This window comes from Yersinia rochesterensis (assembly GCF_003600645.1).
In the GTDB taxonomy this organism is placed as follows: Bacteria; Pseudomonadota; Gammaproteobacteria; order Enterobacterales; family Enterobacteriaceae; genus Yersinia; species Yersinia rochesterensis.
The window spans coordinates 4,050,144-4,072,570 of sequence record NZ_CP032482.1 but is presented as its reverse complement, the minus strand read 5'-3'; the positions used below and the strand labels follow the sequence as shown (position 1 = coordinate 4,072,570).

Here is a 22,427-nt window from a genome sequence, read left to right as displayed (position 1 = left end):
ATCGCTGATGTTACAACCAAAGCGTACAAAATTCCGTAAGATGCACAAAGGCCGTAACCGTGGCCTTGCGCAAGGTACGGATGTTAGCTTCGGTGAGTTCGGCCTGAAAGCTTGTGGCCGTTGCCGCCTGACGGCTCGTCAAATCGAAGCAGCCCGTCGTGCGATGACACGTGCAATTAAGCGTCAAGGTAAGGTCTGGATCCGTGTATTCCCGGACAAGCCGATCACTGAGAAGCCGCTCGAAGTGCGTATGGGTAAAGGTAAGGGTAACGTAGAGTATTGGGTTGCCCTGATCCAGCCAGGAAAAGTTTTATTTGAAATGGCTGGTGTACCGGAAGAAACTGCTCGCGAAGCATTTAAGCTTGCTGCAGCGAAACTGCCTGTAGGAACCACCTTTGTAACTAAGACGGTGATGTAATGAAAGCACAAGAGCTGCGTGAAAAAAGCGTTGAAGAGCTGAACACTGAGCTGCTCAACCTGCTGCGTGAGCAATTTAATTTGCGCATGCAGGCGGCTAGTGGCCAGCTGCAACAAACTCACCTGTCGAAACAAGTGCGCCGTAATATCGCACGTGTTAAGACTTTACTGACTGAGAAGGCGGGTGCGTAATGACTGACCAAATCCGTACTCTGCAAGGTCGCGTAGTTAGTGACAAAATGGAGAAATCCATGGTTGTTGCTATCGAACGTGTGGTGAAGCACCCAATTTATGGGAAATTCATCCGTCGTACGACGAAATTGCATGTACATGACGAGAACAATGAATGTGGAATCGGTGACGTGGTAGAAATCCGCGAATGCCGTCCATTGTCAAAGACTAAGTCTTGGACACTTGTTCGCGTTGTAGAGAAAGCGATTCTGTAATAGAGTAGCTGACTCGAACATAATAGGCGGCTCTGAAAATGGGCCGCTTATTTTTTCTACCCACTTTTTCCTATCAAAGGATGTGGAACCGGTGTTATAATGCCGCGCCCTCATTAGTGGGGCTTTTAAACGACCTATTCTGGGTCCTAAAGTAGTAGTTGACATTAGCGGAGCACTAACATGATCCAAGAACAGACTATGCTGAACGTGGCCGACAACTCCGGTGCACGTCGCGTAATGTGTATCAAGGTTCTAGGTGGCTCGCACCGTCGCTACGCAGGCATCGGCGACATCATCAAGATCACCATCAAGGAAGCAATTCCTCGTGGCAAGGTGAAGAAAGGCGATGTTCTGAAGGCGGTAGTGGTGCGCACCAAGAAGGGTGTACGTCGCCCGGACGGTTCTGTCATTCGCTTCGATGGTAACGCTTGTGTTATTTTAAATAATAACAGCGAGCAGCCAATCGGCACGCGTATTTTTGGGCCGGTAACTCGTGAACTGCGTAATGAGAAGTTCATGAAAATTATCTCTCTGGCACCAGAAGTACTCTAAGGAGCGAACCATGGCAGCGAAAATCCGTCGTGATGACGAAGTTATCGTGCTAACCGGGAAAGACAAAGGTAAGCGCGGTAAAGTAAAGAATGTCCTGTCTGCTAGTAAGGTCATTGTTGAAGGTATCAACCTGGTTAAAAAACATCAGAAGCCGGTTCCGGCCCTGAACCAACCAGGTGGCATTGTTGAAAAAGAAGCTGCAATTCAAGTTTCCAACATTGCGCTGTTCAACGCGGCAACTGGTAAGGCTGACCGTGTAGGCTTTAGATTCGAAGATGGCAAAAAAGTCCGTTTCTTTAAATCTAATAGCGTAACTATCAAGTAATTTGGAGTAATACGATGGCGAAACTGCATGATTACTACAAAGACGAGGTAGTCAAACAACTGATGTCTCAGTTTGGCTACAACTCTGTCATGCAAGTCCCTCGGGTCGAGAAGATCACCCTGAACATGGGTGTTGGTGAAGCGATCGCTGACAAGAAACTGCTGGATAATGCAGCAGCTGACTTGGCAGCAATCTCCGGTCAAAAGCCGTTTATCACCAAAGCACGCAAATCTGTTGCAGGCTTCAAAATCCGTCAGGGCTATCCGATCGGCTGTAAAGTAACCCTGCGTGGCGAACGCATGTGGGAATTCTTTGAGCGTCTGATTACCATTGCTGTTCCACGTATCCGTGACTTCCGTGGCTTGTCCGCTAAGTCATTCGATGGCCGTGGTAACTACAGCATGGGTGTGCGCGAGCAGATCATCTTCCCGGAAATCGACTACGATAAAGTCGATCGTGTACGTGGTTTGGATATTACCATTACCACTACTGCGAAGTCCGATGATGAAGGCCGTGCATTGTTGGCTGCTTTTAAATTCCCATTCCGCAAGTAAGGTAGGGTTACTGATGGCTAAGCAATCAATGAAAGCACGCGAAGTCGTTCGCGTGAAACTAGCTAACAAATACCGCGCTCAACGCGAGGAATTAAAAGCTATTATCTCTGGTGTGAACTCATCCGACGAAGATCGTTGGAATGCTGTTCTGAAGCTGCAGTCTCTGCCGCGTGATTCCAGCCCGTCCCGTCAGCGTAACCGCTGCAACCAAACTGGTCGTCCGCATGGTTTCCTGCGGAAGTTCGGGTTGAGCCGTATTAAAGTCCGTGAAACCGCAATGCGCGGTGAAATCCCGGGCCTTAAAAAGGCTAGCTGGTAATTGTCACCAATTGAATCACGGGAGTAAAGACAGATGAGCATGCAAGATCCGATCGCGGATATGCTGACCCGTATCCGTAACGGTCAATCCGCAAACAAAGTCGCGGTCACCATGCCTTCCTCCAAGCTGAAAGTGGCAATTGCCAACGTTCTGAAGGAAGAAGGTTTTATTGAAGATTTTAAAATCGAAGGCGACACCAAGCCTGTTCTGGAATTAGCACTTAAGTATTTCCAGGGTAAGGCAGTGGTAGAAAGCATTCAACGTATCAGCCGTCCAGGTCTGCGCATCTATAAGAAAAAAGATGAGCTGCCAAAAGTTATGGCCGGTTTGGGTATCGCTGTTATTTCTACCTCTAAAGGTGTTATGACCGATCGTGCAGCTCGCCAAGCTGGTCTTGGTGGCGAGATTATCTGCTACGTAGCTTAATTCGGGAGGAAAGAATGTCTCGTGTTGCAAAAGCACCCGTCGTCATTCCTGCCGGCGTAGAGGTAAAACTCAACGGTCAGGTTATTTCGATAAAGGGTAAGAACGGCGAGCTGACTCGTACCGTCCATAGCGCTGTTGAAGTTAAGCAAGAAGAAAATACATTGACTTTCGCTCCACGCGAAGGCGCTGTAGACGGTTGGGCCCAAGCGGGTACCACTCGTGCACTGCTTAATGCAATGGTCGTTGGTGTTACCGAAGGCTTCACTAAGAAGCTTCAATTGGTAGGTGTAGGTTACCGTGCCGCAGTTAAAGGCAACGTGGTGAATTTAGCTTTAGGCTTCTCTCATCCAGTTGACCATGAATTGCCGGCTGGCATTACTGCTGAATGCCCGACCCAAACTGAAATCGTGCTGAAAGGCGCTGATAAGCAGGTGATTGGTCAGGTTGCAGCAGATTTACGTGCCTACCGTCGTCCTGAGCCTTATAAAGGCAAGGGTGTCCGTTACGCCGACGAAGTCGTGCGTACCAAAGAGGCTAAGAAGAAGTAAGGTAACACTATGGATAAGAAAGCAGCTCGTATCCGTCGTGCGACCCGCGCACGCCGCAAGCTCAAAGAACTGGGTGCGACTCGCCTGGTGGTACATCGTACCCCACGCCATATTTACGCGCAGGTTATTGCACCAAACGGTTCTGAAATTTTGGTAGCAGCTTCTACTGTAGAAAAAGCTATCAATGAGCAATTGAAGTACGCCGGCAACAAAGATGCCGCCGCAGCTGTAGGTAAAGCTGTTGCAGAGCGCGCATTGGAAAAAGGGATCACGAAAGTATCCTTTGACCGTTCCGGTTTCCAATATCATGGTCGAGTCCAGGCACTGGCAGATGCTGCCCGTGAAGCTGGCCTTCAGTTCTAAGGTAGAGGTGTAAGATGTCTCACATCGAAAAACAAGCTGGCGAACTGCAGGAAAAGCTGATCGCGGTAAACCGCGTATCTAAAACCGTAAAAGGTGGCCGTATTTTCAGCTTTACCGCACTGACAGTAGTTGGTGATGGTAACGGTCGCGTTGGTTTTGGCTACGGCAAAGCACGCGAAGTTCCGGCAGCGATCCAAAAAGCGATGGAAAAAGCCCGTCGCGCTATGATTAATGTTGCTTTGAATAACGGCACTCTGCAGCACCCTGTTAAAGGTGCTCACACAGGTTCCCGTGTATTCATGCAACCAGCTTCTGAAGGTACCGGTATCATCGCCGGTGGTGCAATGCGCGCCGTCTTGGAAGTTGCAGGGGTTCATAACGTTTTAGCTAAAGCATATGGTTCTACTAACCCGATTAACGTGGTTCGTGCAACTATCGCAGCTTTAGAAGATATGAAATCCCCAGAAATGGTCGCTGCTAAGCGTGGTAAGTCCGTCGAAGAAATTCTAGGGAAATAACCATGGCAAAGACTATTAAAGTAACTCAAACAAAAAGCAGTATCGGTCGTTTGCCGAAACACAAGGCAACTCTGATCGGTTTAGGTCTGCGTCGTATTGGTCATACTGTAGAGCGTGAGGATACTCCTGCTGTGCGTGGTATGGTCAACTTGGTTTCCTACATGGTTAAAGTTGAGGAGTAACAGATGCGTTTAAATACTCTGTCTCCGGCTGAAGGTGCCAAGCATGCGCCGAAGCGTGTAGGTCGTGGTATCGGTTCTGGCCTGGGTAAAACCGCTGGTCGTGGTCACAAAGGTCAGAACTCACGTTCTGGTGGTGGCGTACGTCGTGGTTTTGAAGGTGGTCAGATGCCTTTATATCGTCGTTTGCCGAAATTCGGCTTCACCTCTCGCAAAGCTATGATCACGGCAGAAGTTCGTCTGTCTGAACTGGCTTTAGTGGAAGGCGACGTAATCGACCTGAACACGCTGAAAGCCGCTAACGTTGTTGGTACCCAGATTGAGTTCGCGAAAGTTATGCTTTCAGGCGAAATCACTCGTGCGGTAACTCTGCGTGGTCTGCGTGTCACCAAAGGCGCTCGTGCTGCTATCGAAGCTGCTGGCGGTAAAATTGAGGAATAAGTAGCAGATGGCTAAGCAACCAGGATTAGATTTTCAAAGTGCTAAAGGCGGATTAGGCGAACTGAAGCGCAGACTTTTGTTTGTTATCGGTGCGCTTATTGTTTTCCGTATCGGCTCTTTTATTCCGATTCCTGGTATCGATGCCACTGTGCTTGCTAAATTGCTCGAGCAGCAGAGAGGGACCATCATTGAAATGTTTAACATGTTCTCTGGTGGTGCTCTCAGTCGTGCTTCTATCTTTGCCTTGGGTATCATGCCGTATATTTCGGCATCGATTATTATCCAACTGCTAACTGTGGTTCATCCGGCGTTGGCAGAAATAAAGAAAGAAGGGGAGGCTGGCCGTCGTAAGATTAGTCAGTACACCCGCTATGGCACGTTGGTATTGGCTATATTCCAATCGATCGGTATTGCTACCGGTCTGCCGAATATGCCTGGGATGCAAGGTCTGGTAATCAACCCAGGCTTTGCTTTCTATTTTACCGCTGTTGTTAGCTTGGTCACAGGGACGATGTTCCTAATGTGGCTTGGCGAACAGATTACTGAGCGTGGTATCGGTAACGGTATTTCAATCATAATCTTTGCTGGTATTGTTGCCGGTCTTCCACCTGCAATAGCCCATACCATCGAGCAAGCTCGGCAAGGCGACCTGCACTTCCTCCTGTTGCTGTTGGTTGCAGTATTAGTGTTTGCAGTAACCTTCTTCGTTGTTTTCATTGAACGTGGTCAACGTCGTATCGTCGTTAACTATGCTAAACGTCAACAAGGTCGTCGTGTTTATGCAGCACAGAGCACACATTTACCGTTGAAAGTGAATATGGCCGGGGTTATCCCTGCAATCTTTGCTTCCAGCATAATTCTGTTCCCTGCCACGATTGCATCATGGTTCGGGGGCGGAACAGGTTGGAACTGGCTGACGACTATTTCGATGTATTTGCAGCCAGGACAGCCGCTTTATGTGTTACTCTATGCGTCTGCAATCATCTTCTTCTGTTTCTTCTACACGGCGTTGGTGTTTAACCCACGTGAAACAGCAGATAACCTGAAGAAGTCCGGTGCATTCGTGCCAGGAATTCGTCCGGGAGAGCAAACGGCGAAGTACATCGATAAAGTAATGACGCGTCTAACCTTAATTGGTGCGATGTATATTACTTTCATCTGCCTGATCCCGGAGTTCATGCGTGACGCGATGAAAGTACCATTTTACTTTGGTGGTACCTCCCTACTTATCGTAGTGGTGGTCATCATGGACTTTATGGCTCAAGTGCAAACTCTGATGATGTCTAGTCAGTACGAGTCTGCATTGAAGAAAGCAAACCTGAAAGGCTATAACCGCTAATTCAGGGATGTTTGAGAAGTTACGGAGAGTAAAAATGAAAGTTCGTGCTTCCGTCAAGAAATTATGTCGTAACTGCAAAATTGTTAAGCGTAACGGTGTCGTTCGCGTAATCTGCAGTGCCGAACCAAAGCATAAACAGCGTCAAGGCTGATTTATCTTGCATATTTTTCTTGCAAAGTTGGGTTGAGCTGGCTAGATTAGCCAGCCAATCTTTTGTATGTGACTGCAATGCTATTTGAGTATCCTGAAAACGGGCTTTTCAGAATGGTATTGCTGTATAAAATAGTAGGAGTGCATAGTGGCCCGTATAGCAGGCATTAACATTCCTGATCAGAAACATACCGTTATCGCTTTAACAGCGATCTTCGGCATCGGTAAGACCCGTTCACAGGCTATCTGTGTTGCTGCGGGTATTGCTGAAAATGTTAAGATCAGTGAGCTGTCTGAAGAGCAAATCGAGAAGCTGCGTGACGAAGTTGCCAAGTACGTTGTAGAAGGTGATCTGCGTCGTGAGGTGACCCTGAGCATCAAGCGTCTGATGGACCTTGGGACTTATCGTGGTTTGCGTCATCGTCGTGGTCTACCAGTTCGCGGTCAGCGTACTAAGACCAACGCACGTACCCGTAAGGGTCCGCGTAAACCGATCAAGAAATAATCGGGGTGATTGAATAATGGCAAAGGCACCTATTCGTGCACGCAAGCGTGTAAGAAAGACAGTCTCTGACGGTGTGGCTCATATCCATGCTTCTTTCAACAACACCATCGTTACCATTACAGATCGTCAAGGTAACGCATTGGGTTGGGCAACAGCAGGTGGTTCCGGTTTCCGTGGATCTCGTAAGTCTACTCCGTTTGCAGCGCAAGTTGCAGCAGAGCGCTGCGCTGACGCAGTGAAAGAATACGGTATCAAGAATCTGGAAGTTATGGTTAAAGGACCTGGTCCGGGCCGTGAGTCTACTATCCGTGCGTTAAACGCGGCTGGTTTTCGCATCACTAATATTACTGATGTGACTCCGATCCCTCATAACGGTTGTCGTCCGCCGAAAAAGCGCCGCGTATAACGCTGCTTTTAGGTTTGTTGGAGAGAGAAAATGGCAAGATATTTGGGTCCTAAGCTCAAGCTGAGCCGTCGTGAGGGCACAGACCTGTTCCTTAAGTCTGGCGTTCGCGCGATTGACACCAAGTGTAAGATTGAACAACCACCTGGCCAGCACGGTGCGCGTAAACCGCGTCTGTCTGACTACGGTGTGCAGTTACGTGAAAAACAAAAAGTTCGCCGTATCTATGGTGTTCTAGAACGTCAATTCCGTAACTACTATAAAGAAGCAGCACGTCTGAAAGGCAACACCGGTGCAAACCTGTTGCAATTGCTGGAAGGCCGTCTGGATAACGTAGTTTACCGTATGGGCTTTGGCGCAACTCGTGCTGAATCACGTCAGCTGGTTAGTCATAAAGCTATCATGGTAAATGGTCGCGTTGTTAACATCGCTTCTTATCAGGTATCTCCGAATGACGTAGTCAGCATCCGTGAGAAAGCTAAAAAGCAGTCTCGTGTTAAGGCAGCTTTGGAGCTGGCTGAGCAGCGTGAAAAGCCGACTTGGCTGGAAGTTGATGCTGTCAAGATGGAAGGTGTGTTCAAACGTATTCCTGAACGTACTGATCTGTCTGCGGACATTAACGAACACCTGATCGTCGAGCTTTACTCCAAGTAAAGCTTAGTACCAAAGAGAGGACACAATGCAGGGTTCTGTGACAGAGTTTCTAAAACCGCGCCTGGTAGATATCGAGCAAGTGAGTTCGACGCATGCCAAGGTGACCCTTGAGCCGTTAGAGCGTGGCTTTGGCCATACTCTCGGCAACGCACTGCGCCGTATTCTGCTTTCATCTATGCCGGGTTGCGCTGTGACCGAGGTTGAGATTGATGGTGTACTACATGAGTACAGCACCAAAGAAGGCGTACAGGAAGATATCCTGGAGATCCTGCTCAACCTGAAAGGGCTGGCGGTGAGAGTTCAGGGCAAAGATGAAGTTATTCTTACCCTGAATAAGTCTGGCATTGGCCCTGTGACTGCAGCCGATATCACCCATGATGGTGATGTCGAAATCGTCAAGCCGCAGCACGTTATCTGCCACCTGACCGATGAAAACGCATCTATTAGTATGCGTATCAAAGTTCAACGTGGTCGTGGTTATGTGCCGGCTTCTGCCCGAATTCATTCGGAAGAAGATGAGCGCCCGATTGGTCGTCTGTTAGTAGACGCATGCTATAGCCCTGTAGAGCGAATTGCCTACAATGTTGAAGCAGCGCGTGTAGAACAGCGTACCGACCTGGACAAGTTGGTTATCGAGATGGAAACCAATGGTACGATCGATCCTGAAGAGGCGATCCGCCGTGCGGCAACTATCTTGGCTGAACAGCTTGAAGCTTTCGTTGACCTACGTGATGTACGTCAGCCGGAAGTTAAAGAAGAGAAGCCAGAGTTTGATCCGATCCTGCTGCGCCCTGTTGACGATCTGGAATTGACTGTCCGCTCTGCTAACTGCCTCAAGGCAGAAGCTATCCACTACATCGGTGATCTGGTACAGCGTACCGAGGTTGAGTTGCTGAAAACGCCTAACCTGGGTAAAAAATCTCTTACTGAGATTAAAGACGTGCTTGCATCACGTGGTCTTTCTTTAGGCATGCGCCTAGAAAATTGGCCGCCGGCTAGCATTGCTGATAACGAGTAACCGGATCACAGGTTAAGGTTTTACTGAGAAGGATAAGGTCATGCGCCATCGTAAGAGTGGTCGTCAACTGAACCGTAACAGCAGCCATCGCCAGGCTATGTTCCGTAACATGGCCGGCTCTTTGGTTCGTCATGAGATAATCAAGACGACCCTGCCGAAAGCGAAAGAGCTGCGTCGCGTTGTTGAGCCGCTGATTACTCTTGCCAAGACCGACAGCGTAGCTAATCGTCGTCTGGCATTCGCCCGCACTCGTGATAACGAGATCGTGGCAAAACTGTTTAACGAGCTAGGCCCGCGTTTCGCGAGCCGCGCCGGTGGTTACACTCGCATTCTGAAGTGTGGCTTCCGTGCAGGCGACAACGCACCGATGGCTTACATCGAGTTAGTTGATCGTGCTGCATCGCAAGCAGAAGTAGTTGCTGCAGAGTAATCTGTAAACGCGTAAAAAAACCGGGCTTGCCCGGTTTTTTTACGTCCAGAATTCAGCAACATGGTTTCCATTCTTCATCTCTTTACACCGTGCCACTTATTATTTATCTGCCAATCCATTAATCTTAACTAGCACTCCATTTTATGGGGCTGATTGGAGGATATATGGGATTAGTCGATGAATGGGCTGAAAGACACATTATTAATGCTCAAGAGAATGGAGAACTGGATAATCTTTCGGGAAATGGCAAACCCTTGTTGCTTGATGATGACCGCCTTGTTCCTCCTGAACTAAGAGCTGGCTATAGATTATTGAAGAATGCCGGATATCTTCCTCCTGAATTGCAGGATCGTCAGGAAGCACTGACTATCACTGATTTATTATCGCAACTGGATAAACAACACCAAGATTACCCTAACTTGCATAAAAGACTGGTCCTACTGGAACTAAGATTAAAGCAAGCGGGGTTTAGCACGGACTTTTTACACAAAGAGTATCAGCACAAAGTGGCAGATAAGCTGTCCAAAGAGGAGTAATGCATGCTAAAAATTGGGCAACTCGCTAAACTTGCAGATGTCACGCCAGATACTATTCGCTATTACGAAAAGCAAGGCATGATGGAGCATGGCGAACGTACGGAAGGTGGCTACAGACTTTACACTGAACAAGATTTGCAGCGTTTACGTTTCATTCGTTATGCAAAGCAGCTTGGTTTTACATTAGAAACAATTGCTGAGTTATTGTCGATCCGTGTTGATCCGGAACATCACACATGCCAAGAGTCTAAGGCGATTGTAGATTCTCGGCTACATGATGTGGAAAGCAAGATCATAGAGTTGAAAAAGATGCAGGAGTCTTTAAAACGACTTAGTAATGCGTGTTGCGGTAGTACGCACGCCACGACTTATTGCTCAATTTTGGAGGCACTGGAGCAAGGGGCAACTGAAGAGTTAGCTAGAGACTAAATTTTTTTAGAGGATGGGTTTTTATCCGTATTTATAGGCAGTATTATTCGTGTGTTTTTTGATCAATATTTCATTGGTGAGGTACTACTATGACGACATATCGGCATACTAAAGGAAAAATTAAAGACAATGCGCTGGAAGCCCTGCTCCATGATCCACTATTTAGGCAACGTATTGAGAAGAATGCTAAAGGCAAAGGAAGCTACCAGCGTAAAGAAAAACACGGTAAAGGCGGTAACTGGGAGGCCAGTGGTAAGCAATCAATAGATTTATTACCACTGGCCTCCTGATTTGAAAGCAATAAAAAAGCCATCAATATTGATGGCTTTCTACATTTAATAAAGCTGAAATTATTTTGGTTGTTGCGCTTTCAGTAGGTCACGAATTTCAGCAAGCAGTTTTTCTTCTGTTGTTGGTGCTGGCGGCGCTGCAGGTTCTTCCGCTTTTTCGCGACGTAGTTTATTCATTAGTTTAACGGCTGAGAAAATAGCGAGTGCGACAATGACGAAATCAAAAACGCTTTGAATAAAACTACCATAATTCATTACAACAGCAGGTATAGTTCCTTCGGCGGCACGTAATACGAAATGGAATTGTTTGAAATCGACCCCACCGAGCAATAAACCTAATGGTGGCATAATGATATCGGCAACAAGTGAGGAGACAATTCTGCCAAATGCAGCTCCAATAATTACCCCGACAGCCAAGTCGACCACATTGCCACGCATGGCAAATTCACGAAATTCCTTCATAAAACTCATAACTAACACCCCCCTTTAAAATGAACTACTTAATCTTAGCTAAATAAAACTGGATACAGCCATAATTATAGGAAAATTTTTCCATTCTCAATGGGAATAGTTTTAATTTAATCATCATTAATTACAAGAAGAACGGACTTGGCTGGAACAGCCGCTCCACATCAGGGACGAATTTTTTGTGAGTAATAAACATTATTACATGATCGCCCTGCTTAATAACGGAGTTACCATTTGCAATAATAACTTCGTCACCACGAACAATTGCCCCAATAGTTGTACCCGGCGGCAGCTTTATATCTTCAACCATTCGGCCTACCACTTTTGATGTTGTTTCATCACCGTGGGCAATAGCTTCTATTGCTTCAGCAACACCTCGTCTTAATGACGAGACACTGACAATATCGGCTTTGCGGACATGGCCTAATAATGCGGAAATAGTAGCTTGTTGTGGCGATATAACAATATCAATAACACTTCCCTGAACCAGGTCGACATAGGCACTGCGCTGGATTAGTACCATTGCCTTTTTAGCGCCCATGCGTTTTGCCAACATAGCTGACATAATATTTGCTTCATCATCATTGGTAATGGCGATGAAAACATCAACCTGTTCAATATGTTCTTCTGCTAACAATTCCTGATCTGATGCATCACCATAAAATACGATAGTATCGTGCAGCATTTCTGCTAATTCAGCCGCACGTTGCTGGTCGCGTTCGATTAACTTTACGCTGTAATCTTTTTCCAATCGTAACGCTAAGCCCGCCCCTACATTTCCACCACCAACAATCATGATGCGCTTATAGGGTTTTTCCAGCCGTTGCAATTCACTCATTACGGCCCGGATATGCTGCGAGGCAGCAACAAAGAATACTTCATCACCCGCTTCAATAATTGTCGAACCCTGCGGACGAATTGGCCGATCTTGACGAAATATTGCCGCGACTCTGGTATCAATATGCGGCATATGTTCACGTAAAGATGATAATGCATTCCCGACTAGTGGCCCGCCATAATAGGCTTTGACCGCCGCAATGCTGACTTTACCTTCAGCAAAATTCACCACCTGCAAAGCACCCGGATATTCGATAAGTTTATAGATGTAATCTATAACTAACTGTTCCGGTGAGATTAAATGATCAATAGGAACCGCTTCCGGTAGAAATAGTTTATCTGCTTCACGAATATATTCAGCCGAACGAATGCGAGCGATACGATTTGGTGTGTTAAATAGCGAGTAAGCTATTTGGCAGGCAACCATATTAGTTTCATCTGAGTTAGTCACTGCTACCAACATATCGGCATCTTCTGCCCCAGCTTCCCGCAAAATACGCGGGTGCGACCCATGCCCTTGCACGACTCGAAGATCAAATTTATCTTGTAGCTGGCGTAGCCGACCAGAGTCGACATCAACGACCGTGATGTCATTGTTCTCACCTACCAGATTTTCTGCCAGGGTACCGCCGACTTGCCCCGCCCCAAGAATAATTATTTTCATAGCGCTCTCTGTTTCACACTGAAATTAGGTTTGAGGCAGCAAAGGCCACGACTATCTTTTGATCAACTTTGCATAATAAAAACCATCGCCATCCTCAGGATGTGGCAGGTTTTGTCTACCGGGCGCTGAAGTTGTACCGGTTTCGACCAATTCTGCTTCACTGTGCCGTTGCAGGAAAGCGGCTATCTGCTGCTGATTCTCTTCTGGCAATATAGAGCAGGTAGCATAAACCATTACGCCACCTTGTTTTAGTTTAGGCCAGATAGCTTCAAGTATCTCAGATTGAAGTTGGGCCAGGTCGGCAATATCGCTGTCTCGGCGCAACCATTTGATATCGGGATGCCGGCGAATAACCCCGGTTGCTGAGCAAGGGGCATCTAACAGAATTCGGTCGAATTGCTGATCACCGCACCATTCATCCGGGGTTCGGCCATCACCGACTCGCACGTCCGCATGTAATTTCAGACGTTGTAAGTTCTCTTTAACTCGGCTGAGACGCTGTTCATCTATATCGATAGCTAATACATGGGCCTTTGGCGCTGCTTCCAATATATGAGTTGTTTTACCCCCTGGAGCGGCACACAAATCGAGGATCTGTTCACCATTTTGGGGATCAAGCAGATCAACACAGCCTTGTGCGGATGCATCTTGCACTGTTACCCAGCCGAGTTCAAAACCGGGGAGAGCGCCGACAGCACAAGGTGTAATAAGGCGAACAGCATCAGGATAAAGATCATGAGGTAGAGCATCAATATTAGCTTGCTTCAACAGCTCAAGGTATTCACTACGTGAATGATGTAGCCGGCTTACGCGCAGCCACATTGGCGGTTTTTGATTATTTGCGTCCAAAATCTGCTGCCATTGATCTGGATAGGCGTGTTTAATCCGCGCCAGTAGCCAGCTTGGATGCAGGTAGTGACTCTCGTTATTTGCAGCTCGCTCTAATAATTCCACTTGCTGGCGCTGGAATTGGCGCAGTACCCCATTAATTAACCCTTTTAATTGGGGGCGTTTCAATGCGGTAGCCCCCTCAACTGTTTCCGCCAGCGCTGCATGAGGGGGAATGCGCGTGTATATCAGCTGATAAAGTCCAACCATAATCAAATAATGAAAAACGCGCTGTTTGCCCGTCATCGGGCGTGCCATTAATTGCTTGATGCACCATTCGAGCTGCGGTAAAACACGCAAAGTGCCAAAACACAACTCCTGCAGCAATGCGCGATCTTTATCGGAAATATTTTTATGTAGCCCAGGTAAAACGGTACTGAGCGATTGCCCCTGATCCAATACCTGGCTAATTGCTTTGGCAGCGATGCTGCGGAGATTATATGTGTTTTTCATAACCAAAAAAGCCGACAAACGTCAGCAAATAAAGGGAAAGTAGCCCGATGATGAAGTATCGGGCGATGAAACTTATACCCGTTGGGTATATGATTAAATAGATCTTTTATGCTAACTGGTTACCGGGAGTAAACCATTCGCGCCGCGAATTTAACAAATCTGCTGCTGACATCGCTTTCTTTCCAGCCGGTTGCAGTTGCGTGATATTCAAAACACCATCAGCGGTGGCAATTTGAATGCCATGCTTATCGGCCTGAATGATTGTTCCAGGAGCGGCATTGTCAATAGTCGCGAGCACTTGTGCTTGCCAAACTTTGATCGGCTGCGCATCAACAACGAAATAGCTGACTGGCCAAGGATTGAAGGCGCGAATACAACGCTCTAACTGAACAGCAGAAAGTGACCAATCTAGTTTGGCTTCCTCTTTGCTCAGTTTTTCTGCATAGGTTACTTGCGCTTCGTCCTGTACTTCGGGCTGTGCACGGCCTTCGGCCAACTGTTGCAGTGTGACTAATAAGCCCTGAGGGCCAAGTTGCGCCAATTTATCGTACAGTGTCGCACTGGTGTCTTCTGGCTGAATATCACACTCAATCTTATGCAACATATCACCGGTATCCAGCCCGGCATCCATCTGCATGATAGTCACACCGGTTTTTGCATCGCCGGCCCATAATGAGCGTTGGATCGGAGCAGCACCACGCCAGCGCGGCAACAGGGAACCATGGACATTAATACAGCCTAATCGCGGCATGGTTAAAACAGATGCCGGCAGAATCAAGCCATAAGCAACCACCACCATAATATCCGCGTTAAGATCGGCAACTAAGTGCTGATTTTCTTCCAGGCGTAATGATTTTGGCTGAAAAACGGGAATGTTGTGTTGTTCAGCTAATACCTTCACCGGGCTTGGGGTAAGCTTATTTCCTCGGCCTGCTGGGCGGTCAGGTTGTGTGAAAACCCCCACAATCTGATGTTGAGAAGACAACAACGCGCCTAAATGGCGCGCTGCAAAGTCAGGAGTTCCGGCAAAAATAATCCGCAAAGAGTCAAACACATTGGTTTCCTGCAATTAATAGGTTTCCTGTATTAGAGTCAGTTAGTCGGCTCGAGCATTTAGCTTGGCCATTTTCTCCAGCTTCTGGCGGATACGCTGACGTTTCAGTGGAGATAAATAATCCACAAACAGTTTGCCCACCAAATGATCCATTTCATGCTGGATACAAATCGCCAATAAGTCATCAGCTTCTAGCTCGAACGGTTTACCGTCACGATCCAGCGCCCTGATTTTGACTTTTTCAGCCCGAGGAACTAACGCGCGTTGCTCTGGAATGGATAAGCAACCTTCTTCAATACCGGTTTCACCGCTTTTTTCCAACAGTTCAGGGTTAATCAACACTAAACGTTGGTCACGATTTTCCGAGACATCGATGACGATAATTTGCAGGTGAACATCCACTTGTGTTGCAGCAAGGCCAATACCTTCCTCTGCGTACATGGTTTCGAACATGTCGTCCACGATACGCTGGATTTCACCATTAACTTCTTTTACCGGCGCTGCAATTTTGCGCAGCCGCTCGTCTGGGTAATGTAATACTTGTAATACTGACATAAATATCTAGATCTGCGTCCGAGTAGTGAATGATATTCAATCTCTATTCTAGACATTTCCGGCCATGATTGACAGCATCGTCTACCAATTGAACAAATCGGCGTCAGTTTAGGAAATATGCCAGGGAGGCGATATGCTAGCGGCAGAATTATGGCTCAGGATGAGCTACGTCAAAGGGCTCGGGGCAATAAAAAGCAGCGCATTGGTAAGGCGGTTACTGGCCAGCGGTGATGTTCACCTTGGGAGATTGGCCGCCTATGGGTTAGATCCCCAGCAATGTCAGCAATTTACTCAGGTCGATCCCCATTATATTGACGCCACCCTGACCTGGCTGGATCACCCCTCGCATTACTTATTCACATACGGCGAGCCTGGCTATCCACCGCGTTTAGCTCATATTTCTACTGCTCCCCTGATGATTTTTGTTTCCGGTGAACTTGATGCCCTTTATCGGCCACAAATTGCCATGGTGGGCAGTCGCCATTTTAGCCATTATGGCGAACAGTGGGGGCGATATTTCGCTTCAGAATTGGCTCAAACTGGGTTAGTCATTACCAGTGGTCTGGCTGTGGGGATTGACGGAATCTGCCATAAGGCGGCCCTGAATGCTAAAGGAAAAACCATTGCTGTATTAGGTAGTGGATTGGAGCACATATACCCACGTCGTCACAGTCAATTAGCGCGCGAAATTGAGTATCAAGGTGGGGCTTTAGTCTCCGAGTTTCTGACAACAGCATTACCTATCGCCGCTCATTTTCCTCGAAGAAACCGTATTATCAGCGGATTAAGTTCCGCAGTGTTAGTTGTTGAAGCAACAATGAAAAGTGGCTCTTTAATTACTGCCCGCTATGCTATGGATCAAGGCCGAGATGTTTTTGCACTTCCGGGGCCACTCGGCAGCGCAACCAGTGAGGGGGTTCACTGGCTAATTCAGCAGGGGGCATACTTGGCCAAATCTGCTCATGAGGTTGCTGAACAGGTTGGCGGTTCGCTGCAATGGATATCATTGCCCGACAAAGTAATTATTTCTTCATCTGAGGGGCAAGTTGAATTGCCATTTGCCGATGTGTTGGCTAACGTAGGAGATGAGGTGACACCCGTTGATGTCGTCGCCGAACGTGCCGGCCAACCTGTGCCAGATATCGTTAGCAAATTGCTCGAACTGGAGTTAGCAGGGTGGATCGCAGCTGTACCCGGCGGCTATGTCCGATTAAGGAGGGCAGGCCATGTTCGACGTTCTAATTTACTTATTTGAAACTTATATGCATAACGAGTCGGAAATGCTTGTTGATCAAGACAGGATTACTGATGATCTTGCACAAGCAGGTTTCTATCGTGAGGATATCAACAACGCCCTGAACTGGTTAGAGGCTCTCGCCGACCTACAAGAGGGGCAGAAAGCACCTTATCTCTATGCTGCTGATCCGCAAGCACTGCGTATTTATACGGCGGAAGAGTGTCAACGTCTGGATGCCACTTGCCGTGGTTTTATCCTGTTTCTTGAACAAATTCAGGTATTACACCTTGATACCCGTGAGATGGTTATCGACCGTATTATGGCATTGGACTCGAATGAGATTGACCTAGAGGATCTCAAATGGGTTGTGTTAATGGTGCTGTTTAACATTCCGGGTTATGAAAGCGCCTATCAGCAGATGGAAGAGTTACTTTTTGAAGTCAATGAAGGTTATTTGCACTAAGTGGTAATATCACTGGCAAATAACTTTATATAGAAGGCGTTATGACAAAAACAGTTACTGCTAAGGATAATGGGTCGTGTCCGGAGTGCGGAGCGGCGTTAGTCATTCGCAGCGGCGGTCATGGCCCATTCCTTGGTTGCTCACATTATCCAGGTTGCCAGTACATGCGCCCGCTGAAAGCGCAATCTGACGGCCATATCGTGAAAGTTCTGGAAGGGCAACATTGCCCTGAATGTGGTTCAGAAATGGTGTTGCGGCAAGGACGTTTTGGTATGTTTATTGGTTGTAGCCAATATCCGCAATGCGATCATACCGAAGTTATTGATAAACCGGATGAAACATCAATAGACTGTCCACAATGTGGGCAAGGAAAATTGCTACAGCGCAAATCTCGGTTTGGAAAAGTCTTCCATGCTTGCAATCGTTATCCCGATTGCCAGTTTACAATTAATCAGCAACCCATTACTGGAGAGTGTGTTTATTGCCACTATCCATTGTTAATGGAAAAGAAAACAGCACAAGGCGTAAAACGTTTTTGCGCCAGCAAGTTATGCGGGAAGGCAGTAGTCAGTGAGTAATAACAACGTGAGTAAGCCAGAGAATAGTGCCGTTTTGGCGGATGTGTTGCGGGCATTGCAACAAGAAGAGGTTATCGCCTACCCGACAGAGGCTGTGTTCGGGCTGGGCTGTGATCCTGATAGTGAAAAGGCTGTTAATGCATTATTAGCATTAAAACAGCGGCCATGGCAGAAAGGGCTGATTCTAATTGCCGCCAATTATGAACAGTTAAAACCGTATGTGAATGACGCGGCACTAAGTGACGCCCAGCGAGAGGCTATTTTTTCCTGTTGGCCAGGGCCGGTAACTTGGGTTATTCCTGCCCGCCCTGAAACACCGCGCTGGCTAACGGGCAGCTTTGATTCATTAGCCGTGAGAGTCAGTGACCACCCACTTGTACAGCAGCTTTGCTCGCAGTATGGCAAACCGTTGGTTTCAACCAGCGCTAACTTAAGTGGCCAAGAACCTTGCCGTACAACTGAAGAAGTCAGAATACAGTTTGGTGTTTCACTGCCCGTATTCACTGGTTTAGTTGGCGGGCGTTTGAATCCATCTGAGATTAGAGATGCTTTAACCGGTAAACAATTTCGTCAAGGATAGGAAATAGCATGGATCAGAAGTTTGCAGTGTTTGGTAACCCAATTGGGCACAGTAAGTCACCAAGGATCCATGCGCTCTTTGCTGAGCAAACGGGCATTGAACATCGTTACGGTATGGTTTTGGCTCCTAATGAAACTTTTGAAGAGACATTAACGTCTTTTTTTGCGGGCGGAGCGATAGGCGCGAACATAACGACACCGTTTAAAGAACGTGCTCATGCAAAGTGCGACGAATTGACCGATCGCGCGTCACTGGCCGGTGCCGTCAATACTATTAAGCAATTAAAAGATGGGCGCTTGTTGGGTGATAACACCGATGGCATTGGTTTGCTCAGTGATCTTGAGCGACAGGGTCTGATCCAAACAACCGACCGTATCCTATTGGTGGGGGCTGGTGGGGCGGCTCGGGGTGTTATCCTTCCTTTACTTTCCTATGGCTGTAAGGTTGTTATCACTAACCGGACTTATGCTCGCGCGCAGCAACTTGCAGAAGTATTCCATCATTTAGGGGATATAGATGCTATCGAGATGCAAGATCTGAGTGGGCAGCAGTTTGATTTAATCATCAATGCGACAGCCTCAGGCATTCATGGTGAAGTACCAAACCTGCCTATAGATATTATTAGCCCACAAACCCGTTGTTACGACATGTTCTATCAGGCTGATATTACGCCATTTTTAACCTGGAGTACGCGCTTGGGGGTGACGAACTATGCCGATGGTTTGGGCATGCTGGTGGGGCAGGCGGCGCATGCTTTTCAGTTATGGCATGGTGTGATACCTGAAATTACCCCTGTATTAAATCAGCTGCGTGATGAGTTAGGTAAATAGAAAGTCACGGAGTAATGCAGGGAAGATATGGTTAATTCCCTGCATCAGAAATTAATCTCTATTTGGTTTCTGCCAGATAGTCATCTTTCCAGCGCACATAGTTACCCGCAGAATAAAGTAGGCCTTCTAATTCAGCGGGCGTTAAAGGGCGGACTTGTCTGGCTGGGCTGCCCATATAAAGGTGGCCGCTAACCAGTTTTTTTCCAGTAGAAACTAAACTACCCGCTCCAATCATCACATCATCTTCTACAATAGCACCATCTAATACGATGGAGCCCATTCCCACTAATACCCGATTGCCAATGGTACAACCGTGGAGCATGGCTTTATGTCCGACAGTCACATCTTCGCCAATAATCAGCGGATTCCCCTTGGGATTATGTTCTGAGTGATGGGTAACATGTAACACGCTACCGTCTTGAATATTAGAACGTGCGCCAATGCTAACCTGATTAACATCACCACGAATGGCAACTAACGGCCAGACACTGACATCATCACCCAAAATAACATTACCAATGATCACACTGGATCTATCGATCATGACTCGTTCACCTAGCGTAGGTAAGTAATGAAGATAAGGGCGAATAGCATCAGACATAATAATAGCCTCTTTATAAGAAAGTACTTTACCGGCAATACTAGCCTTTGCTGGTGGAATTACAACCAATCGGCGGTGGGGATCGCCATGAAAACACAGCGGATCGACCAAGATCTGCACGTAAGGAGTGAAAAGTATTCAAACAGAAGAAAAACGCGAAAAAAGTGTTGTGCAAAAAATTCGACTCCCTATAATGCGCATCCATCGAGACGGCACACAACGAATCAAGTAGTTGAGTGGCCGACGAAGAGAACAGAGAAAATCAACGAAATTAGTAGTTGACTCTGAATGAGGAAAGCGTAATATGCGCACCTCGCGTTACCAACCACGGGTTGCTAACGCACTGCTCTTTAACAATTTATCAGACAATCTGTGTGGGCACTCGCAAGACGATATCGAAGCCTGTTTCGACAGGCAGAAGAAATATCAAAGTCTTGAAGAGTGACCAAAGCAGTACACATTTGAACTTCGGTTCGAATGCATATTTGCAGAAAGTAATCTTTGAGCATCGCTATGTTAACTCATAGCAAATCAAACAAATCTTAAATTGAAGAGTTTGATCATGGCTCAGATTGAACGCTGGCGGCAGGCCTAACACATGCAAGTCGAGCGGCAGCGGGAAGTAGTTTACTACTTTGCCGGCGAGCGGCGGACGGGTGAGTAATGTCTGGGAAACTGCCTGATGGAGGGGGATAACTACTGGAAACGGTAGCTAATACCGCATGACCTCGCAAGAGCAAAGTGGGGGACCTTCGGGCCTCACGCCATCGGATGTGCCCAGATGGGATTAGCTAGTAGGTGGGGTAATGGCTCACCTAGGCGACGATCCCTAGCTGGTCTGAGAGGATGACCAGCCACACTGGAACTGAGACACGGTCCAGACTCCTACGGGAGGCAGCAGTGGGGAATATTGCACAATGGGCGCAAGCCTGATGCAGCCATGCCGCGTGTGTGAAGAAGGCCTTCGGGTTGTAAAGCACTTTCAGCGAGGAGGAAGGCAGTCGTGTTAATAGCACGGTTGATTGACGTTACTCGCAGAAGAAGCACCGGCTAACTCCGTGCCAGCAGCCGCGGTAATACGGAGGGTGCAAGCGTTAATCGGAATTACTGGGCGTAAAGCGCACGCAGGCGGTTTGTTAAGTCAGATGTGAAATCCCCGCGCTTAACGTGGGAACTGCATTTGAAACTGGCAAGCTAGAGTCTTGTAGAGGGGGGTAGAATTCCAGGTGTAGCGGTGAAATGCGTAGAGATCTGGAGGAATACCGGTGGCGAAGGCGGCCCCCTGGACAAAGACTGACGCTCAGGTGCGAAAGCGTGGGGAGCAAACAGGATTAGATACCCTGGTAGTCCACGCTGTAAACGATGTCGACTTGGAGGTTGTGCCCTTGAGGCGTGGCTTCCGGAGCTAACGCGTTAAGTCGACCGCCTGGGGAGTACGGCCGCAAGGTTAAAACTCAAATGAATTGACGGGGGCCCGCACAAGCGGTGGAGCATGTGGTTTAATTCGATGCAACGCGAAGAACCTTACCTACTCTTGACATCCACAGAACTTAGCAGAGATGCTTCGGTGCCTTCGGGAACTGTGAGACAGGTGCTGCATGGCTGTCGTCAGCTCGTGTTGTGAAATGTTGGGTTAAGTCCCGCAACGAGCGCAACCCTTATCCTTTGTTGCCAGCACGTAATGGTGGGAACTCAAGGGAGACTGCCGGTGACAAACCGGAGGAAGGTGGGGATGACGTCAAGTCATCATGGCCCTTACGAGTAGGGCTACACACGTGCTACAATGGCAGATACAAAGTGAAGCGAACTCGCGAGAGCAAGCGGACCACATAAAGTCTGTCGTAGTCCGGATTGGAGTCTGCAACTCGACTCCATGAAGTCGGAATCGCTAGTAATCGTAGATCAGAATGCTACGGTGAATACGTTCCCGGGCCTTGTACACACCGCCCGTCACACCATGGGAGTGGGTTGCAAAAGAAGTAGGTAGCTTAACCTTCGGGAGGGCGCTTACCACTTTGTGATTCATGACTGGGGTGAAGTCGTAACAAGGTAACCGTAGGGGAACCTGCGGTTGGATCACCTCCTTACCTAACGATACGCATTGCGTAGTGTCCACACAGATTGTCTGATGAATGTAAATGAGCAAGAGCACCTGTTGATGTCGTGAGTTTCGACTCATGCTGATGCGAAACGGTTAGATTTCGGTTTAATCGGAACTTCGTGTCCCCATCGTCTAGAGGCCTAGGACACTGCCCTTTCACGGCTGTAACAGGGGTTCGAATCCCCTTGGGGACGCCAATCCGATAATGTGTGAAAGACATTATCAACTGAATATCTTAAAGATGACTTTACCAAGTCGTGTTTAAGATATTGCTCT

35 protein-coding genes, 1 tRNA gene and 1 rRNA gene are annotated in these 22,427 nt (G+C 47.6%); 31 read left to right on the top strand and 6 right to left on the bottom strand.

All coding sequences use genetic code 11. The features are described from left to right. Nucleotides 1–7 precede the first annotated feature (7 nt). From rplP to DXZ79_RS18885, 23 genes are all read left to right on the top strand, one after another. Complete coding sequence (gene rplP / locus DXZ79_RS18995) at nt 8–418, top strand: 50S ribosomal protein L16 (RefSeq protein WP_002218940.1); 411 nt, start codon at nt 8–10, stop codon at nt 416–418. Further along, the gene (gene rpmC / locus DXZ79_RS18990; protein ID WP_005159843.1) at nt 418–609 is read left to right on the top strand and encodes a 50S ribosomal protein L29; all 192 of its coding nucleotides are present in this window, start codon (nt 418–420) and stop codon (nt 607–609) included. Before rplP ends, rpmC begins: the two co-directional genes overlap by 1 nt. Further along, complete coding sequence (gene rpsQ, locus DXZ79_RS18985) at nt 609–863, top strand: 30S ribosomal protein S17 (RefSeq protein WP_002228135.1); 255 nt, start codon at nt 609–611, stop codon at nt 861–863. Before rpmC ends, rpsQ begins: the two co-directional genes overlap by 1 nt. Before the next feature lie 180 nt (nt 864–1,043). Next, on the top strand, nt 1,044–1,415 hold the full coding sequence (rplN, locus tag DXZ79_RS18980) for a 50S ribosomal protein L14 (RefSeq protein ID WP_002213325.1): 372 nt from the start codon (nt 1,044–1,046) through the stop codon (nt 1,413–1,415). 10 nt (nt 1,416–1,425) lie between these two features. After that, nucleotides 1,426–1,740, top strand: coding sequence for a 50S ribosomal protein L24 (gene rplX / locus DXZ79_RS18975; RefSeq protein ID WP_038637108.1), 315 nt, complete (start codon nt 1,426–1,428; stop codon nt 1,738–1,740). Between the two features lie 14 nt (nt 1,741–1,754). Continuing rightward, nucleotides 1,755–2,294, top strand: coding sequence for a 50S ribosomal protein L5 (gene rplE / locus DXZ79_RS18970; RefSeq protein WP_004391419.1), 540 nt, complete (start codon nt 1,755–1,757; stop codon nt 2,292–2,294). Nucleotides 2,295–2,307: 13 nt separating this feature from the next. Further along, entirely contained in the window at nt 2,308–2,613 is a 306-nt protein-coding gene (gene rpsN, locus DXZ79_RS18965) for a 30S ribosomal protein S14 (protein WP_004391418.1), read from the top strand. Nucleotides 2,614–2,646: 33 nt separating this feature from the next. Continuing rightward, nucleotides 2,647–3,039 (top strand): 30S ribosomal protein S8, encoded by a 393-nt coding sequence (gene rpsH, locus DXZ79_RS18960; protein ID WP_032820216.1) that lies wholly within the window; start codon nt 2,647–2,649, stop codon nt 3,037–3,039. Between the two features lie 14 nt (nt 3,040–3,053). Next, nucleotides 3,054–3,587 (top strand): 50S ribosomal protein L6, encoded by a 534-nt coding sequence (gene rplF, locus DXZ79_RS18955; protein ID WP_004391415.1) that lies wholly within the window; start codon nt 3,054–3,056, stop codon nt 3,585–3,587. A gap of 9 nt (nt 3,588–3,596) precedes the next feature. Then, the gene (gene rplR / locus DXZ79_RS18950) at nt 3,597–3,950 is read left to right on the top strand and encodes a 50S ribosomal protein L18 (RefSeq protein ID WP_004391413.1); all 354 of its coding nucleotides are present in this window, start codon (nt 3,597–3,599) and stop codon (nt 3,948–3,950) included. A gap of 14 nt (nt 3,951–3,964) precedes the next feature. Continuing rightward, nucleotides 3,965–4,468 carry a 30S ribosomal protein S5 gene (gene rpsE, locus DXZ79_RS18945; protein WP_002213337.1) on the top strand — a complete coding sequence of 168 codons (504 nt, stop codon included), beginning with the start codon at nt 3,965–3,967 and terminating at the stop codon, nt 4,466–4,468. A gap of 2 nt (nt 4,469–4,470) precedes the next feature. After that, complete coding sequence (rpmD, locus tag DXZ79_RS18940; RefSeq protein ID WP_002213339.1) at nt 4,471–4,650, top strand: 50S ribosomal protein L30; 180 nt, start codon at nt 4,471–4,473, stop codon at nt 4,648–4,650. Between the two features lie 3 nt (nt 4,651–4,653). Further along, a complete protein-coding gene (gene rplO, locus DXZ79_RS18935; protein WP_004391411.1) occupies nt 4,654–5,088 on the top strand; it encodes a 50S ribosomal protein L15 in 435 nt (144 codons plus the stop codon). A gap of 7 nt (nt 5,089–5,095) precedes the next feature. Next, nucleotides 5,096–6,427 (top strand): preprotein translocase subunit SecY, encoded by a 1,332-nt coding sequence (gene secY, locus DXZ79_RS18930; protein ID WP_002213344.1) that lies wholly within the window; start codon nt 5,096–5,098, stop codon nt 6,425–6,427. Between the two features lie 34 nt (nt 6,428–6,461). Further along, the gene (rpmJ, locus tag DXZ79_RS18925) at nt 6,462–6,578 is read left to right on the top strand and encodes a 50S ribosomal protein L36 (RefSeq protein ID WP_002227352.1); all 117 of its coding nucleotides are present in this window, start codon (nt 6,462–6,464) and stop codon (nt 6,576–6,578) included. Nucleotides 6,579–6,725: 147 nt separating this feature from the next. Then, entirely contained in the window at nt 6,726–7,082 is a 357-nt protein-coding gene (gene rpsM, locus DXZ79_RS18920) for a 30S ribosomal protein S13 (RefSeq protein ID WP_004391410.1), read from the top strand. 16 nt (nt 7,083–7,098) lie between these two features. Continuing rightward, nucleotides 7,099–7,488 (top strand): 30S ribosomal protein S11, encoded by a 390-nt coding sequence (gene rpsK / locus DXZ79_RS18915; protein ID WP_004709234.1) that lies wholly within the window; start codon nt 7,099–7,101, stop codon nt 7,486–7,488. Between the two features lie 30 nt (nt 7,489–7,518). Further along, nucleotides 7,519–8,139, top strand: a complete 621-nt coding sequence (rpsD, locus tag DXZ79_RS18910; protein WP_002218949.1) for a 30S ribosomal protein S4 — start codon at nt 7,519–7,521, stop codon at nt 8,137–8,139. 25 nt (nt 8,140–8,164) lie between these two features. Next, nucleotides 8,165–9,157 carry a DNA-directed RNA polymerase subunit alpha gene (locus DXZ79_RS18905; protein ID WP_004709232.1) on the top strand — a complete coding sequence of 331 codons (993 nt, stop codon included), beginning with the start codon at nt 8,165–8,167 and terminating at the stop codon, nt 9,155–9,157. 40 nt (nt 9,158–9,197) lie between these two features. Then, nucleotides 9,198–9,587: a 50S ribosomal protein L17 gene (gene rplQ, locus DXZ79_RS18900; RefSeq protein ID WP_004391407.1), complete on the top strand. Its 390-nt coding sequence runs from the start codon at nt 9,198–9,200 to the stop codon at nt 9,585–9,587. 164 nt (nt 9,588–9,751) lie between these two features. Continuing rightward, nucleotides 9,752–10,123: a DnaJ family domain-containing protein gene (locus DXZ79_RS18895; RefSeq protein WP_038637103.1), complete on the top strand. Its 372-nt coding sequence runs from the start codon at nt 9,752–9,754 to the stop codon at nt 10,121–10,123. Nucleotides 10,124–10,126: 3 nt separating this feature from the next. Next, nucleotides 10,127–10,552 (top strand): Zn(2+)-responsive transcriptional regulator, encoded by a 426-nt coding sequence (zntR, locus tag DXZ79_RS18890; protein WP_038637102.1) that lies wholly within the window; start codon nt 10,127–10,129, stop codon nt 10,550–10,552. Between the two features lie 89 nt (nt 10,553–10,641). Next, complete coding sequence (locus DXZ79_RS18885; protein ID WP_038637100.1) at nt 10,642–10,842, top strand: alternative ribosome-rescue factor A; 201 nt, start codon at nt 10,642–10,644, stop codon at nt 10,840–10,842. A 60-nt stretch (nt 10,843–10,902) separates the two neighbouring features. Here DXZ79_RS18885 and mscL read toward each other — a convergent pair whose 3' ends face one another. The 5 genes from mscL to def form a co-directional block, all read right to left on the bottom strand. After that, nucleotides 10,903–11,313: a large-conductance mechanosensitive channel protein MscL gene (gene mscL / locus DXZ79_RS18880; RefSeq protein ID WP_004391404.1), complete on the bottom strand. Its 411-nt coding sequence runs from the start codon at nt 11,311–11,313 to the stop codon at nt 10,903–10,905. A gap of 121 nt (nt 11,314–11,434) precedes the next feature. Beyond that, nucleotides 11,435–12,811 (bottom strand): Trk system potassium transporter TrkA, encoded by a 1,377-nt coding sequence (gene trkA / locus DXZ79_RS18875; protein ID WP_038637098.1) that lies wholly within the window; start codon nt 12,809–12,811, stop codon nt 11,435–11,437. Between the two features lie 51 nt (nt 12,812–12,862). Continuing rightward, entirely contained in the window at nt 12,863–14,152 is a 1,290-nt protein-coding gene (rsmB, locus tag DXZ79_RS18870; RefSeq protein WP_038637096.1) for a 16S rRNA (cytosine(967)-C(5))-methyltransferase RsmB, read from the bottom strand. A 106-nt stretch (nt 14,153–14,258) separates the two neighbouring features. Next, nucleotides 14,259–15,206, bottom strand: coding sequence for a methionyl-tRNA formyltransferase (gene fmt / locus DXZ79_RS18865; protein ID WP_038639905.1), 948 nt, complete (start codon nt 15,204–15,206; stop codon nt 14,259–14,261). Between the two features lie 42 nt (nt 15,207–15,248). Further along, nucleotides 15,249–15,761, bottom strand: a complete 513-nt coding sequence (gene def / locus DXZ79_RS18860; protein ID WP_004391400.1) for a peptide deformylase — start codon at nt 15,759–15,761, stop codon at nt 15,249–15,251. A 133-nt stretch (nt 15,762–15,894) separates the two neighbouring features. On the opposite strand from def, the gene dprA reads away from it, so the two are divergent. From dprA to aroE, 5 genes are read left to right on the top strand one after another with little or no spacing between them, the layout of a single operon-like run. After that, nucleotides 15,895–17,016: a DNA-protecting protein DprA gene (dprA, locus tag DXZ79_RS18855; protein WP_038637094.1), complete on the top strand. Its 1,122-nt coding sequence runs from the start codon at nt 15,895–15,897 to the stop codon at nt 17,014–17,016. Beyond that, the gene (locus DXZ79_RS18850) at nt 16,988–17,461 is read left to right on the top strand and encodes a DUF494 family protein (RefSeq protein ID WP_038637092.1); all 474 of its coding nucleotides are present in this window, start codon (nt 16,988–16,990) and stop codon (nt 17,459–17,461) included. Before dprA ends, DXZ79_RS18850 begins: the two co-directional genes overlap by 29 nt. Nucleotides 17,462–17,502: 41 nt before the next feature. After that, complete coding sequence (locus tag DXZ79_RS18845; protein ID WP_038637090.1) at nt 17,503–18,039, top strand: DNA topoisomerase family protein; 537 nt, start codon at nt 17,503–17,505, stop codon at nt 18,037–18,039. Between the two features lie 7 nt (nt 18,040–18,046). After that, nucleotides 18,047–18,619 (top strand): L-threonylcarbamoyladenylate synthase type 1 TsaC, encoded by a 573-nt coding sequence (gene tsaC, locus DXZ79_RS18840; RefSeq protein ID WP_038639902.1) that lies wholly within the window; start codon nt 18,047–18,049, stop codon nt 18,617–18,619. Nucleotides 18,620–18,627: 8 nt separating this feature from the next. Next, complete coding sequence (gene aroE, locus DXZ79_RS18835; protein WP_038637088.1) at nt 18,628–19,449, top strand: shikimate dehydrogenase; 822 nt, start codon at nt 18,628–18,630, stop codon at nt 19,447–19,449. A gap of 58 nt (nt 19,450–19,507) precedes the next feature. Here aroE and DXZ79_RS18830 read toward each other — a convergent pair whose 3' ends face one another. After that, a complete protein-coding gene (locus tag DXZ79_RS18830) occupies nt 19,508–20,050 on the bottom strand; it encodes a gamma carbonic anhydrase family protein (protein ID WP_038637086.1) in 543 nt (180 codons plus the stop codon). 304 nt (nt 20,051–20,354) lie between these two features. On the opposite strand from DXZ79_RS18830, the gene DXZ79_RS20740 reads away from it, so the two are divergent. The 3 genes from DXZ79_RS20740 (at nt 20,355) to DXZ79_RS18815 (ending at nt 22,348) form a co-directional block, all read left to right on the top strand. Beyond that, nucleotides 20,355–20,495 carry a hypothetical protein gene (locus DXZ79_RS20740; RefSeq protein WP_162472779.1) on the top strand — a complete coding sequence of 47 codons (141 nt, stop codon included), beginning with the start codon at nt 20,355–20,357 and terminating at the stop codon, nt 20,493–20,495. 99 nt (nt 20,496–20,594) lie between these two features. Continuing rightward, nucleotides 20,595–22,137 (top strand): 16S ribosomal RNA (locus tag DXZ79_RS18820). 135 nt (nt 22,138–22,272) lie between these two features. Further along, nucleotides 22,273–22,348 (top strand) — tRNA-Glu (locus tag DXZ79_RS18815). Nucleotides 22,349–22,427 lie beyond the last annotated feature (79 nt).

Coding starts and splice junctions, on each gene's coding strand:
- rpsE (WP_002213337.1), top strand. CDS start 3,965: ATGTCTCACATCGAAAAACAAGCTGGCGAACTGCAGGAAAAGCTGATC.
- DXZ79_RS18830 (WP_038637086.1), bottom strand. CDS start 20,050: ATGTCTGATGCTATTCGCCCTTATCTTCATTACTTACCTACGCTAGGT.
- rpmC (WP_005159843.1), top strand. CDS start 418: ATGAAAGCACAAGAGCTGCGTGAAAAAAGCGTTGAAGAGCTGAACACT.
- rpsN (WP_004391418.1), top strand. CDS start 2,308: ATGGCTAAGCAATCAATGAAAGCACGCGAAGTCGTTCGCGTGAAACTA.
- rplO (WP_004391411.1), top strand. CDS start 4,654: ATGCGTTTAAATACTCTGTCTCCGGCTGAAGGTGCCAAGCATGCGCCG.
- dprA (WP_038637094.1), top strand. CDS start 15,895: ATGCTAGCGGCAGAATTATGGCTCAGGATGAGCTACGTCAAAGGGCTC.
- rsmB (WP_038637096.1), bottom strand. CDS start 14,152: ATGAAAAACACATATAATCTCCGCAGCATCGCTGCCAAAGCAATTAGC.
- def (WP_004391400.1), bottom strand. CDS start 15,761: ATGTCAGTATTACAAGTATTACATTACCCAGACGAGCGGCTGCGCAAA.
- zntR (WP_038637102.1), top strand. CDS start 10,127: ATGCTAAAAATTGGGCAACTCGCTAAACTTGCAGATGTCACGCCAGAT.
- rplE (WP_004391419.1), top strand. CDS start 1,755: ATGGCGAAACTGCATGATTACTACAAAGACGAGGTAGTCAAACAACTG.
- rplF (WP_004391415.1), top strand. CDS start 3,054: ATGTCTCGTGTTGCAAAAGCACCCGTCGTCATTCCTGCCGGCGTAGAG.
- rplP (WP_002218940.1), top strand. CDS start 8: ATGTTACAACCAAAGCGTACAAAATTCCGTAAGATGCACAAAGGCCGT.
- aroE (WP_038637088.1), top strand. CDS start 18,628: ATGGATCAGAAGTTTGCAGTGTTTGGTAACCCAATTGGGCACAGTAAG.
- rpmJ (WP_002227352.1), top strand. CDS start 6,462: ATGAAAGTTCGTGCTTCCGTCAAGAAATTATGTCGTAACTGCAAAATT.
- mscL (WP_004391404.1), bottom strand. CDS start 11,313: ATGAGTTTTATGAAGGAATTTCGTGAATTTGCCATGCGTGGCAATGTG.
- rplR (WP_004391413.1), top strand. CDS start 3,597: ATGGATAAGAAAGCAGCTCGTATCCGTCGTGCGACCCGCGCACGCCGC.
- rpmD (WP_002213339.1), top strand. CDS start 4,471: ATGGCAAAGACTATTAAAGTAACTCAAACAAAAAGCAGTATCGGTCGT.
- DXZ79_RS20740 (WP_162472779.1), top strand. CDS start 20,355: ATGCGCACCTCGCGTTACCAACCACGGGTTGCTAACGCACTGCTCTTT.
- rplN (WP_002213325.1), top strand. CDS start 1,044: ATGATCCAAGAACAGACTATGCTGAACGTGGCCGACAACTCCGGTGCA.
- DXZ79_RS18905 (WP_004709232.1), top strand. CDS start 8,165: ATGCAGGGTTCTGTGACAGAGTTTCTAAAACCGCGCCTGGTAGATATC.
- DXZ79_RS18850 (WP_038637092.1), top strand. CDS start 16,988: ATGTTCGACGTTCTAATTTACTTATTTGAAACTTATATGCATAACGAG.
- secY (WP_002213344.1), top strand. CDS start 5,096: ATGGCTAAGCAACCAGGATTAGATTTTCAAAGTGCTAAAGGCGGATTA.
- rplQ (WP_004391407.1), top strand. CDS start 9,198: ATGCGCCATCGTAAGAGTGGTCGTCAACTGAACCGTAACAGCAGCCAT.
- rpsQ (WP_002228135.1), top strand. CDS start 609: ATGACTGACCAAATCCGTACTCTGCAAGGTCGCGTAGTTAGTGACAAA.
- trkA (WP_038637098.1), bottom strand. CDS start 12,811: ATGAAAATAATTATTCTTGGGGCGGGGCAAGTCGGCGGTACCCTGGCA.
- rplX (WP_038637108.1), top strand. CDS start 1,426: ATGGCAGCGAAAATCCGTCGTGATGACGAAGTTATCGTGCTAACCGGG.
- DXZ79_RS18845 (WP_038637090.1), top strand. CDS start 17,503: ATGACAAAAACAGTTACTGCTAAGGATAATGGGTCGTGTCCGGAGTGC.
- rpsK (WP_004709234.1), top strand. CDS start 7,099: ATGGCAAAGGCACCTATTCGTGCACGCAAGCGTGTAAGAAAGACAGTC.
- DXZ79_RS18895 (WP_038637103.1), top strand. CDS start 9,752: ATGGGATTAGTCGATGAATGGGCTGAAAGACACATTATTAATGCTCAA.
- DXZ79_RS18885 (WP_038637100.1), top strand. CDS start 10,642: ATGACGACATATCGGCATACTAAAGGAAAAATTAAAGACAATGCGCTG.
- rpsH (WP_032820216.1), top strand. CDS start 2,647: ATGAGCATGCAAGATCCGATCGCGGATATGCTGACCCGTATCCGTAAC.
- rpsD (WP_002218949.1), top strand. CDS start 7,519: ATGGCAAGATATTTGGGTCCTAAGCTCAAGCTGAGCCGTCGTGAGGGC.